Source organism: Enterobacter cloacae complex sp. 2024EL-00214 (genome assembly GCF_043945575.1).
Taxonomy (GTDB): Bacteria; Pseudomonadota; Gammaproteobacteria; order Enterobacterales; family Enterobacteriaceae; genus Enterobacter; species Enterobacter cloacae_P.
On record NZ_JBIMRC010000013.1, the window covers coordinates 1 to 12091 of the forward strand.

Here is a 12091-nt window from a genome sequence, read left to right on the forward strand (position 1 = left end):
TTTACGGACTTCTTGTCCTAACAGGATCCCGGTCATCTCAAAATTGGCGTTAGTGTTAGACATATATTCAAGCCTATCTCTTATCTGGAGATACAGCTACTGTCTGGTGTTTCAGGGGGCTACATCAACCGTAGAAGTCCAGTTTGTTCGAGTTTTTGTTATAGATTTCTGCAGCGTTAGCTGCACCGGCTACCAGCAGGGCAGGGATAACCACTGCCAGAATATTGCGCTTCATCATTATTTATTACCCTCATTGGTTTTTTTATGACACTCGCCACTGCCGTCAATAAATTCTGTCAATAAATATTTCCGGAACTATTGATGAGAGTTTGGTGTCTTTATGTATCTGACAGGCATCTTTCCATTCATAGAACCGTTTCGCTAGCCTGAAAATGCTACAATTCTCAAGATTGAGTTACAAAAAGAAATTATGTGTAACCAAGTGTGTATTTTGAGGAACTTTGTGAACCATCTCAAATTTCAGAACTAGTTGGCTAATTAAACGACGTGTTTATTGCTATCTATATGAATTGCTTATATTTAATTTGGCTAAAGGCAATTCCTATAAACAGAGGCTAAACGACTCATTTTTTCTTATGATCTTATTCAGCCTTCTGGATGGCTATGAATTTGGTTGAATTTTGTGCTAAAGAATCAGAGATGGATTAACTGCAATAAGAGTGTGGTTTATTTTTTGTTCACAGATATTTCACGGAAACAAAACGTAACAGGTAGTGGTTATGACGGGGTTGTGGTTTAAAGATGCTGACTTTGAGCTGACGAAAATTGACAATGCAGAATAAAATAATGGCCAGTAGAAACTGGCCATTTTAAATTGCGCGGGGATTAGAAGGTCGCGCTGCGTGGCGTACGTGGGAACGGAATAACGTCACGGACGTTCTGAACACCAGTCACATAGGCAATCAGACGTTCGAAGCCCAGACCGAAACCAGAGTGTGGAACGGTGCCGTAGCGGCGCAGATCGCGGTACCACCAGTAGTCTTCTTTATTAAGACCCATTTCCGCCATACGTGCATCCAGCACATCCAGACGCTCTTCACGCTGTGAACCACCGATGATTTCACCAATGCCCGGAGCCAGTACGTCCATCGCGGCAACGGTTTTACCGTCTTCGTTAAGGCGCATATAGAAGGCTTTGATGTCTTTCGGGTAGTTTTTCACGACAACCGGCGCTTTGAAGTGCTTCTCTGCGAGATAGCGTTCATGCTCGGAAGCCAGGTCAACACCCCAGTAAACCGGGTTATCAAATTTCTCACCGCATTTTTCAAGGATTGCCACCGCGTCGGTGTAATCAACCTGCGCGAAGTCGGCAGAGACGAAACGTTCCAGACGAGCAACCGCATCGCTGTCTACGCGCTCAGCGAAGAATTTCATGTCATCAGCGCGTTCTTCAAGCACCGCTTTGAAGACATATTTCAGCATCGCTTCTGCCAGACCTGCCACGTCGTCCAGGTTGGCGAATGCCACTTCTGGCTCCAGCATCCAGAATTCCGCCAGGTGACGGCTGGTGTTAGAGTTTTCCGCACGGAACGTTGGGCCGAAGGTGTAGATCTTCGACAGCGCACAGGCATAGGTTTCGCCGTTGAGCTGGCCGGAGACCGTCAGGAAGGACTCTTTACCAAAGAAATCTTTGTCATAGTCCACTTTCCCTTCCGGTGTCCGCGGCAGGTTTTCCATATCCAGCGTAGAAACGCGGAACATTTCGCCAGCACCTTCGGTATCGGAGGCGGTGATCAGTGGGGTCGACACCCAGAAGTAGCCCTGCTCGTCGAAGAAGCGGTGCAGCGCTTGTGCCAGAGTATGGCGGACGCGAGCAACCGCACCAATCAGGTTGGTACGCGGACGCAGGTGCGCGACTTCACGCAGGTACTCGATACTGTGGCGTTTTGCCGCCATCGGGTAGGTGTCCGGATCTTCAACCCAGCCAGTCACTTCAATCGCAGATGCCTGAATTTCGAAACTCTGACCCTGACCAGGAGAGGCAACAACAACCCCGGTGACAATAACGGAGCAGCCCGTTGTCAGGTGCAGAACGTCATCATTGTAATTGGGCAGAGAATTATTAATGACGGCCTGTACAGGATCAAAGCAGGAACCGTCATAGACGGCGAGGAAGGAGATGCCAGCTTTAGAATCTCGACGAGTACGCACCCATCCGCGCACGGTGACTTCTTGGTCAACGGCGACACGGCCCTGGAGTACGTCGGCTACAGGCACAACGCTCATAATATTCTCTCTGTTAATAGTCGGAAAAAATAAACACTTGTCCGCCCTTACATGGGGGGGATATCTATGTTACCTGGCATCTGCCATCAGACAAGCAGATTTCGCAGTCAAAAGAGAAGAAATCGGAAATAAATAAGAGAAGGGGAGCCTGCAAGGCTCCCGAGGGGGATTAACTGGCTTTTTTTATCTGCGGTAAGTCGAAGGCTTTACGCAAAGCACGCACAAATGCTTTATCGTGGCAGATGGTTTTACCCGGGCTGTCGGAGAGCTTCGCGACAGGCTTGCCGTTACATTCCACCAGTTTTATCACGATGTTCAGAGGTTTCACCTGGGGGATGTCACAGGTCAAACGGGTACCAATCCCGAAACTCAGGTTCACTCTTGAGGCGAAATGACGATAGAGGTCGACCGCTTTTGCTAAATCGAGATTATCGGAGAAGACCAGCACTTTGCTCATCGGATCAATACCCAGTTTCTTGTAGTGGGCTATCGCTTTTTCACCCCATTCAACCGGGTCTCCGGAGTCATGGCGTAGACCCTGATAACGCTCAGCAAACTCAGGGCCAAAGTCCCGCAGGAAAGCATCCATCGTAATGCAGTCGGTGAGGGCAATTCCCAGCTGATTCGGGTACTCTTCCAGCCATGCGGCCAATGCAGCACGCTGGCTGTTAGCCAGATCGGGGCTGATTTGCTGATGGGCCTGGAACCATTCGTGTGCCTGGGTACCCATTGGCGTCAGGTTCAGGCGGCGGGCAAGATCGTAGTTACTGGTGCCAACGAACCAGGGCTCTTGCTGCAGACGTTCAACGATAGCCTGCTGAACGTCGCGCGAGAAGCGGCGGCGCGTGCCAAAGTCCATCAACCGGAACCGGGATATATCCAGCCCTTCGGTTAACTGCGAGAACTCAACCAGTTTATTCTCCAGCGAGGCGAGTGCCTGCTCAACGCCCATCTCCGGAGAGCGGTAGCGGTGAGCCAACTCACTGATCACCGCCAGAAGCGGCACTTCCCACATGATCACTTCACGCCACGGACCTTCAAGGCGAATATTCAGCTTACCGTTATCATTGGTGACGATGACCTGCTCCGGCTTATAGCGAAAATCGCGCAGCCAGTTCAGATAGTCAGCTTTAAAGAAAGGCAGGCCGGAAAGCCACTGATATTCGTCGTCCTGCAGCGTCAGGTGCTGCATAGCATCGACCTGTTCACGAATAGAGTCTGCGTAGATACCCAGCAAGTCGTCGCCCCGACAGCGAAATTCCGCCGCGACATGGACATGATAATAATGGTGGAAAACGGCTTGCTGCATATGCAGTTTATACGCGTCGGTATCCAGCAACGTATGCAGAACAGGAGAAGCGAATTGAGTCATAGGTGCGCAGTAGCATCCTCTCACAGGAGCGTTTAGTACAATAAACAACTCCGGAGTATACCTTGTTTAGTGATTTATTGAACCCCGATCACAACAAAAGCTGCCTTTATGGTCGAGGGCATTTTGTGCCCCATGTTATAAAAATGTAGCGAAAAAAGGTGCTTGCACCTGAAAAGATAAACATTCTGCATAGCGCGTTTTACACAACAGGAATATATTGAATCGTTACTCGACAAACGATGCATAAGGTTTTCTATGACACAACAGCCACAAGCCAAATACCGCCACGACTACCGTGCGCCGGATTACCTGATTAGCGATATCGATCTGACTTTTGACCTGGATGCCACAAAAACCGTTGTAACGGCGGTAAGCCAGGTGACGCGCCACAGCGCGACGGCCGTCCCGCTGCGTCTTGATGGTGAAGATCTGACGTTGGTTTCCCTGCACATTAATGATGAAGCGTGGTCTGACTATAAAGAAGAAGGCAACCAGCTGGTTATTAACAACTTGCCGGAACGCTTTACGCTGCGCATCGTGAATGAAATCAGCCCCGCCGCGAACACTGCGCTGGAAGGGCTTTACCAGTCCGGTGTGGCGCTGTGTACTCAGTGTGAAGCGGAAGGTTTCCGCCACATCACCTGGTATCTGGATCGTCCGGATGTGCTGGCGCGCTTTACCACCAAAATTATCGCTGATAAAACCCTCTATCCCTTCCTGCTCTCCAACGGTAACCGTGTAGGTGAAGGCGAGCTGGAAAATGGTCGTCACTGGGTACAGTGGCAGGATCCGTTCCCGAAACCGTGTTACCTGTTTGCGCTGGTGGCCGGTGATTTTGACGTGCTGCGCGATACCTTCAAGACCCGTTCCGGCCGCGATGTGGCGCTGGAGTTGTTTGTTGACCGTGGTAACCTCGACCGTGCGCCGTGGGCGATGACGTCGCTGATTAATTCCATGAAGTGGGACGAAGAGCGCTTTGGCCTCGAATACGATCTCGATATCTATATGATCGTCGCCGTCGACTTCTTCAACATGGGCGCGATGGAGAATAAAGGGCTTAACATCTTCAACTCCAAATATGTGCTGGCGCGTACCGATACCGCAACCGATAAAGATTATCTCGATATCGAACGTGTTATCGGCCATGAGTATTTCCATAACTGGACCGGTAACCGTGTGACCTGCCGCGACTGGTTCCAGTTGAGCCTGAAAGAGGGCTTAACCGTCTTCCGTGACCAGGAGTTCAGCTCCGATCTGGGGTCGCGTGCGGTGAACCGTATTAACAACGTCCGTACCATGCGTGGTCTGCAGTTTGCGGAAGATGCCAGCCCAATGGCACACCCGATCCGCCCGGATAAAGTCATCGAGATGAACAACTTCTACACCCTGACGGTGTATGAAAAAGGATCTGAAATTATCCGCATGATCCACACCCTGCTCGGCGAAGAGAATTTCCAGAAAGGGATCCAGCTCTATTTCGAGCGTCACGACGGCAGCGCAGCCACCTGTGACGACTTTGTGCAGGCGATGGAAGACGCGTCTAACGTCGATCTCTCTCACTTCCGCCGCTGGTACAGCCAGGCCGGTACGCCCGTTGTGACCGTCAAAGATGATTACAACCCGGAAACCGAGCATTACACCCTGACTATCAGCCAGCGCACGCCGCCAACGGCTGAGCAGGAAGAGAAACATCCGCTGCACATCCCGTTCAGCATTGAGCTGTACGATAACGAAGGTAAAGTGATCCCCCTGCAGAAGGGCGGTCATCCGGTACATCATGTACTGAACGTGACCCAGGCAGAGCAGACCTTTATCTTTGATAACGTCTACTTCCAGCCGGTGCCAGCGCTGCTGTGCGAATTCTCCGCACCGGTGAAACTGGAGTACAAGTGGAGTGATCAACAGCTGACGTTCCTGATGCGTCACGCGCGCAACGACTTCTCTCGCTGGGATGCGGCACAAAGTCTGCTGGCGACCTACATCAAGCTGAACGTGAACCGCCATCAACAGGGTCAGCCGCTGTCTCTGCCTGTGCATGTTGCTGACGCGTTCCGCGCTATTCTGCTGGATGAGAAGATTGACCCGGCGCTGGCGGCTGAAATTCTGACGTTGCCTTCTGCGAGCGAAATCGCTGAACTGTTCGAAATTATCGACCCGATTGCTATCGTGGCGGTGCGTGAAGCGTTGACCCGTACGCTGGCGACCGAGCTGGCAGACGAATTCCTGGCGATTTACAACGCCAACAAGCTGGATGAGTATCGCGTGGAACATGCTGATATCGGCAAACGTTCGCTGCGCAACACCTGCCTGCGCTATCTGGCCTTCGGTGAAGTGGAACTGGCAAACACGCTGGTGAGCAAGCAGTACCACGAAGCCGATAACATGACCGATGCCCTGGCGGCTCTGGCTGCAAGCGTTGCCGCTGAGTTGCCGTGCCGTGATGCGCTGATGCAGGAGTACGATGACAAATGGCACCAGGATGGTCTGGTAATGGACAAGTGGTTCATTCTGCAGTCTACCAGCCCGTCTGCCGATGTTCTGAGTACCGTACGCAGTCTGTTAAAGCACCGCTCCTTCACCATGAGCAACCCGAACCGCGTGCGTTCCCTGATTGGTGCGTTTGCCAGCAGCAACCCGGCAGCTTTCCACGCAGAAGATGGCAGCGGTTATCAGTTCATGGTAGAGATGCTGACCGAGCTGAACAGCCGTAACCCGCAGGTGGCGTCTCGTCTGATTGAGCCGCTGATCCGTCTGAAACGCTACGATGCGAAGCGTCAGGCGAAAATGCGTGCCGCGCTTGAGCAACTGAAAGGGCTGGAAAATCTGTCTGGCGATCTGTTTGAGAAGATCACCAAGGCACTGGCCTGATATAAAAGTTAACCCTCCCTCTCCCTGTGGGAGAGGGATGGGGTGAGGGCATCAGGCATTAGCTTTCACTCGCTGTAACTCAGTTTCTCCACGCTTCATCACTCTATCCAGCACTTCCGCTTCCAGCTCTGCCAGTCTTGCTGACCCCACGCGACGTGGGCGCGGAATATCGACAGTCAGATCCAGCCCAATTTTTCCCTCCTCTATCAGCAGTACGCGGTCGGCCATCGCCACGGCTTCGCTGACATCATGCGTCACCAGCAATACCGTAAATCCGTGCTCCTGCCATAAAGAGACAATCAAATCCTGCATGTCGATACGCGTCAGGGCATCCAGTGCACCAAGCGGTTCATCCAGCAGCAGCAGGCCAGGGCGATGAATCAGTGCCCGCGCCAGCGCCACGCGCTGTTTTTGTCCGCCTGATAATGCTGCGGGCCATTCACCCGCGCGATTTTCCAGCCCAACGGTGGTCAGCGCCTGCCTGGCCTCTTCCCGCCAGTTGCCTTTCAGACCCAGTCCGACGTTGTCGATAACCGTTTTCCACGGCAGCAGGCGTGCGTCCTGAAACATCATGCGGGTATCGTCCTGAATATTGGCCAGCGGCGTCGTGCCCGCCAGAATCGCCCCGCCGTTGGGAGTCTCCAGACCGGCCAGCAGGCGCAGCAAAGTGCTTTTTCCGCCGCCGCTACGACCGACAACGGCCACAAATTGCCCGGCGGGAATATGCAGATCCAGTGCATTAATAATGGTGTTTTCACCGTAGCGTTTAGTGACGCCATTCAACAGCAACGGTGTCCCCTGATTCAGTCGGGCAGTATTCATGCTCTGGCCTCCAGAGTGGTATAAGCCGGGTTCCAGCGCAGCCAGCTACGCTCCAGCCACTGGGCGCTGACGTCGGCGAGTTTGCCGAGCAGGGCATAAAGAATGATGGCGACCACCACCACGTCCGTTTGCAGGAACTCGCGGGCGTTCATCGCCAGATAACCAATACCGGAGTTGGCCGAGATAGTTTCAGCCACGATCAGCGTTAGCCACATCAGGCCGAGTGCGAAACGCACGCCAACCATAACAGAAGGCAGAGCACCCGGCAGGATCACATGAATAAAGAGGGCAAAACCGGATAAACCGTAGCTGCGCGCCATCTCCACCAGCCCGCGATCGATACTGCGGATCCCGTGCCAGGTATTGATATAAATGGGGAATAGCGTCCCCAGCGCCACAAGAAAAATCTTGGCGCTTTCATCAATGCCAAACCACAAAATGACCAGCGGGATCAATGCCAGATGTGGCACGTTACGCAGCATCTGAATGGAGGTGTCCAGTAACCGTTCTCCCCAGCGGGAAAGGCCGCTGATAAGGCCGAGGATCAGGCCGATACTTCCGCCAATTGAAAAGCCAATCACGGCACGCCACGAACTGATGGCCAGGTGCTGCCACAGCTCTCCGCTCATGCTCAGCGTCCAAAACGCTTCTACAACGCCCTCCGGAGAGGGCAGAATGCGGCTCGACAGCCAGCCGGTTGAGGAGGCCAGTTGCCATAGCACCACAATACCGACGGGTAAAAACCAGGGGGCAGCACGCAGCAGCCATTTTTGCGCGGTGGCAGACATAGGTGCTCCTTAGCTTTGTGCTGCTTTTCGCGGAATAAACTCGTTGGCGACCGCTTCGCCCTGAAGCTGGAGCGAACGAGGCTGCGGAATTTCCGGGATGGCGACATCCAGATGCGGGAACAACAGCTCGCCCACGTTGTACGCCTCTTCCAGATGCGGGTAACCAGAGAGAATAAAGCTGTCGATACCCAGCTCAGCGTACTCATTAATCCGCGCCGCGACGGTTGGGCCATCGCCCACCAGTGCGGTACCTGCACCGCCGCGAACCAGGCCCACACCTGCCCACAGATTGGGGCTGATTTCCAGATCCTCGCGCTTACCGTTATGCAATGACGCCATCCGGTGCTGCCCCACGGAATCGGTTTTGGCGAAGGCGGCCTGCGCCCTGGCAATGGTGTCATCATCCAGGTGCGAGATAAGCCGGTCGGCCGCCAGCCAGGCTTCTGCATTTGTTTCACGCACAATCACGTGCAGGCGAATACCAAAACGCACCTTGCGACCATGAGCTGCTGCTTTGGCGCGTACCTGAGCTATTTTTTCTTTAACCAGTTCAGGTGGTTCGCCCCAGGTCAAATAGAGATCAACCTGCTCAGCGGCCAGATCCTGCGCCACATCGGAAGAACCGCCAAAGTAGAGCGGCGGGCGCGGCTGTTGTACCGGCGGAAAGTAGAGTTTTGCATCGCGAACATGCACATGTTTACCTTCAAAGGTGACGGTTTCGCCTTCAAGCAGACGTCGCCAGACGCGGGTGAACTCGGCGGATGCTTCATAGCGTTCCGTGTGATCGAGGAACACACCGTCGCCCGCCAGCTCCTGGGGATCGCTTCCCGTGACCAGGTTAAACAGCGCCCGCCCGTTGGAGAGCCGGTCGAGCGTGGCGGCCTGACGTGCTGCCACGGTAGGGGAGACCACGCCAGGACGCAGCGCGACCAGGAATTTCAAACGCTGAGTCACCGGGATCATCGATGCAGCGACCAGCCAGGCATCCTCGCAGGAGCGTCCGGTGGGGATCAGCACGCCGGTAAAACCGATCCTGTCCGCTGCCTGGGCAATCTGTTGCAGATAAGCGTGATCAACCGGGCGGGAACCCTCTTCTGTGCCAAGATAGTGTCCATCACCGTGGGTGGGTAAAAACCAGAAAAGATTCAGACTCATAATTGGGTTCCTTCAGTGCCAGCGGGTTGCCAGATACGTTCGCGAATGTTCACCTGCTTTGGAACGAGGTGATTTTGATAAAAGAGATCGGCGGTTTGTTGCTGGAGTGCAGCAACATGTGCGTCCACAGGGCGGATAGTGGTGATGGGGCGGTGGTCAAGATAGCTGGCGATCACTGGCTCAGGTAATCCCATGCTTTTCGCCAGCAGAGTTATACTTTCCTGCCGCTGGCTTTGCGTCAGGGCATCGGCCTGCGTAAAGGTATCGAGGACGCCCTGGATAAAAGCACCATTCTTTTCTGCATACGGACGCGCGGCGAGGTAGAACGAGCCGGTCTGTTTCAGCGTGGTACCATCCTTTAACACCCGCACACCACCCTGCAGTAATGCGGCGGAATAGTACGGATCCCAGATAGCCCAGGCATCTACGTTACCTTGCTGGAATGCGGCGCGCGCATCGGCAGGTGTCAGATAGACGGGCTGAATGTCGGTGAACTTCAGCCCGGCTTCCTGCAGGGCGCGTAGCAGCAGGTTGTGCGAGCTGGAACCTTTCTGGAATGCCACTTTGTGGCCCTTGAGTTCCGCAACGTTCTTAATCGCGCTATTTTCAGGAACCAGTATCACTTCCGCTTTCGGTTTTGCAGGCTCAACACCCACGTAAACCAGATCGGCCCCGGCAGCCTGAGCAAAGATCGGCGGAATATCTCCGGTGCTGCCGAGGTCGATACTTCCGACGTTAAGCGCTTCGAGCATCTGCGGCCCTGCCGGGAACTCAACCCAGGAAAATGTTGTGCCCGGGAAGCGTTTTTCCAGAAGCTGATGATTTTTTGCCAGCACCATGCTGATGCTGCCTTTCTGGTAGCCGATGCGCAGACTTTCCGGTGCTGCATGAGCCAGCGACGAGAGGGCAATCAGACCTGCCAGCCCGATACGTGTCAGGGTGTTAAACATGTGCGACTCCTTGCGGCAGACCAAACGCAGGTGCCTGGATATCCCGGCGGTGCAGGGCATGCCAGAAGGTTTCCAGCGCACCATCGAGGCGGGTTTGTAGGTTCGGCGTAAAGTGAGGTTTGTGCTGGTAGTCGATAACCTGCGAGTCATCAGCGAAGACACCGTGCAGGATCTCCTGCGCTTTTAACGCGTTCAGTACCGGCTTCAGGGCGTAGTCCACCGCCAGCAAATGGGCAACTGTCCCGCCTGTTGCCAGCGGCAAAACCACCTTACCGTCCAGGGCGCGTTCAGGGAGCAGGTCGAGCAGGGTTTTCAGCACGCCGGAAAAAGAGGCTTTATAAATGGGCGTCGCCACGATTAACCCGTCAGCGTCTTTGAGCTGTTCTGTCAGGGTTTTGAGTGCCGGGCTGTCAAAGCGCGCGTAGAGCAGATCTTCGGGTTCGAAGTTATGCAGGTTCCAGTGGCACACTTCCACATCCAGGGCATTGAGCTTTTCGCGGGCATATTCCAGTAGTGCGCTGGAACGAGAAGGAAAGCGAGGACTTCCTGCCAGGGTAATGACGCGCATGATTGCTCCTTATAACTAATTGTTTGCTTTTATCTAACATTGATAACAATTTTCAGGAGTGTGACATTGCGTGGTTATTCCACTAAATGATTTATATGAAATTTAAATGCAGAAAATTGCATAAGAAGTGTACGCAGAGGTAAACGATTGCGTTTTCCGTTGATTTTTTGCCGCAGGTCAATTCCCTTTCCGGGCAGGATCGCACATAATCCCCTCCCGGTTTGCACACCGGGAATCCAGGAGAGTTCATGTACTACCCCTTCGTTCGTAAAGCCCTTTTCCAGCTCGATCCTGAGCGCGCTCATGAATTTACATTCCAGCAATTACGCCGTATTACCGGTACACCACTGGTTGCACTGGTGCGTCAACGCGTGCCGGAAAAACCTGTGCAATGCATGGGCCTGACCTTTAAGAATCCGCTGGGTCTGGCGGCTGGTCTGGACAAAAATGGCGAGTGTATTGATGCTCTGGGTGCAATGGGGTTCGGCTCCATTGAAATCGGTACTGTCACCCCACGCCCGCAACCGGGTAATGACAAGCCGCGTCTGTTCCGTCTGGTTGAAGCAGAGGGGCTGATCAACCGCATGGGCTTTAATAACCTCGGCGTTGATCACCTGGTTGAGAACGTCAAAAGATCCCATTTTGATGGCGTATTAGGCATCAATATTGGTAAAAATAAAGACACGCCGGTTGAGCATGGTAAAGATGACTACCTGATTTGTATGGAAAAAGTCTATGCCTATGCTGGTTATATTGCGGTGAATATTTCATCACCGAATACTCCGGGCCTGCGCACTTTGCAATATGGCGAAGCGCTGGACGATCTCTTGACCGCCATAAAAAATAAACAAAATGAGCTGCAGGCGATCCACCATAAATATGTTCCGGTCGCGGTTAAGATCGCCCCGGATCTTTCTGCTGAAGAATTGATCCAGGTTGCTGATAGTTTAGTCCGCCATAATATCGACGGTGTGATTGCGACCAATACGACACTCGATCGTTCTCTCGTTCAGGGAATGAAAAACTGCGACGAAGCGGGTGGGTTAAGTGGTCGTCCGGTACAATTAAAAAGCACAGAAATTATTCGTGCCTTGTCCGCCGAATTAAAAGGTCGTCTGCCGATTATTGGTGTGGGGGGGATCGACTCCGTGATTGCTGCCCGTGAGAAGATGGCGGCGGGTGCGTCACTGGTGCAAATCTATTCCGGCTTTATTTTTAAAGGGCCGCCTCTGATTAAAGAAATCGTTACTTACATCTAATCTTTTCTCCTAATCAGACAACCAGGGCTTTATTTCCAGCCCTGGTTGTTTTATATTCCGTC

Annotated in this window: 9 protein-coding genes; 2 read left to right on the forward strand and 7 right to left on the reverse strand. The window is 53.2% G+C overall.

Annotated elements, in window-relative coordinates:
- Nucleotides 1–846: 846 nt before the first annotated feature.
- Nucleotides 847–2247 (reverse strand): asparagine--tRNA ligase, encoded by a 1401-nt coding sequence (gene asnS, locus ACHHZ6_RS15045; RefSeq protein WP_182274402.1) that lies wholly within the window; start codon nucleotides 2245–2247, stop codon nucleotides 847–849.
- Nucleotides 2248–2416: 169 nt separating this feature from the next.
- Nucleotides 2417–3619: a nicotinate phosphoribosyltransferase gene (gene pncB, locus ACHHZ6_RS15050; RefSeq protein WP_182919720.1), complete on the reverse strand. Its 1203-nt coding sequence runs from the start codon at nucleotides 3617–3619 to the stop codon at nucleotides 2417–2419.
- Nucleotides 3620–3874: 255 nt separating this feature from the next.
- Here pncB and pepN point away from each other — a divergent pair, with 255 nt between their 5' ends.
- Nucleotides 3875–6487 carry an aminopeptidase N gene (gene pepN / locus ACHHZ6_RS15055; RefSeq protein WP_395122547.1) on the forward strand — a complete coding sequence of 871 codons (2613 nt, stop codon included), beginning with the start codon at nucleotides 3875–3877 and terminating at the stop codon, nucleotides 6485–6487.
- Nucleotides 6488–6538: 51 nt separating this feature from the next.
- Here the strand turns inward: pepN and ssuB are convergent, their stop codons facing one another.
- The 5 genes from ssuB to ssuE are packed head-to-tail and all read right to left on the reverse strand — an operon-like array spanning nucleotide 6539 to nucleotide 10770.
- Nucleotides 6539–7309, reverse strand: coding sequence for an aliphatic sulfonates ABC transporter ATP-binding protein (gene ssuB, locus ACHHZ6_RS15060; RefSeq protein WP_196391104.1), 771 nt, complete (start codon nucleotides 7307–7309; stop codon nucleotides 6539–6541).
- Nucleotides 7306–8097 (reverse strand): aliphatic sulfonate ABC transporter permease SsuC, encoded by a 792-nt coding sequence (gene ssuC, locus ACHHZ6_RS15065; RefSeq protein ID WP_395122549.1) that lies wholly within the window; start codon nucleotides 8095–8097, stop codon nucleotides 7306–7308. Before ssuC ends, ssuB begins: the two co-directional genes overlap by 4 nt.
- Before the next feature lie 9 nt (nucleotides 8098–8106).
- A complete protein-coding gene (gene ssuD, locus ACHHZ6_RS15070; RefSeq protein ID WP_395122551.1) occupies nucleotides 8107–9252 on the reverse strand; it encodes an FMNH2-dependent alkanesulfonate monooxygenase in 1146 nt (381 codons plus the stop codon).
- Nucleotides 9249–10202, reverse strand: coding sequence for a sulfonate ABC transporter substrate-binding protein (locus ACHHZ6_RS15075; RefSeq protein ID WP_182274408.1), 954 nt, complete (start codon nucleotides 10200–10202; stop codon nucleotides 9249–9251). Before ACHHZ6_RS15075 ends, ssuD begins: the two co-directional genes overlap by 4 nt.
- Complete coding sequence (ssuE, locus tag ACHHZ6_RS15080) at nucleotides 10195–10770, reverse strand: NADPH-dependent FMN reductase (RefSeq protein ID WP_395122553.1); 576 nt, start codon at nucleotides 10768–10770, stop codon at nucleotides 10195–10197. Before ssuE ends, ACHHZ6_RS15075 begins: the two co-directional genes overlap by 8 nt.
- Nucleotides 10771–11018: 248 nt before the next feature.
- On the opposite strand from ssuE, the gene pyrD reads away from it, so the two are divergent.
- The gene (gene pyrD, locus ACHHZ6_RS15085; RefSeq protein WP_182274410.1) at nucleotides 11019–12029 is read left to right on the forward strand and encodes a quinone-dependent dihydroorotate dehydrogenase; all 1011 of its coding nucleotides are present in this window, start codon (nucleotides 11019–11021) and stop codon (nucleotides 12027–12029) included.
- Nucleotides 12030–12091: the final 62 nt, after the last annotated feature.

Coding starts and splice junctions, on each gene's coding strand:
- asnS (WP_182274402.1), bottom strand. CDS start 2,247: ATGAGCGTTGTGCCTGTAGCCGACGTACTCCAGGGCCGTGTCGCCGTT.
- pncB (WP_182919720.1), bottom strand. CDS start 3,619: ATGACTCAATTCGCTTCTCCTGTTCTGCATACGTTGCTGGATACCGAC.
- pepN (WP_395122547.1), top strand. CDS start 3,875: ATGACACAACAGCCACAAGCCAAATACCGCCACGACTACCGTGCGCCG.
- ssuB (WP_196391104.1), bottom strand. CDS start 7,309: ATGAATACTGCCCGACTGAATCAGGGGACACCGTTGCTGTTGAATGGC.
- ssuC (WP_395122549.1), bottom strand. CDS start 8,097: ATGTCTGCCACCGCGCAAAAATGGCTGCTGCGTGCTGCCCCCTGGTTT.
- ssuD (WP_395122551.1), bottom strand. CDS start 9,252: ATGAGTCTGAATCTTTTCTGGTTTTTACCCACCCACGGTGATGGACAC.
- ACHHZ6_RS15075 (WP_182274408.1), bottom strand. CDS start 10,202: ATGTTTAACACCCTGACACGTATCGGGCTGGCAGGTCTGATTGCCCTC.
- ssuE (WP_395122553.1), bottom strand. CDS start 10,770: ATGCGCGTCATTACCCTGGCAGGAAGTCCTCGCTTTCCTTCTCGTTCC.
- pyrD (WP_182274410.1), top strand. CDS start 11,019: ATGTACTACCCCTTCGTTCGTAAAGCCCTTTTCCAGCTCGATCCTGAG.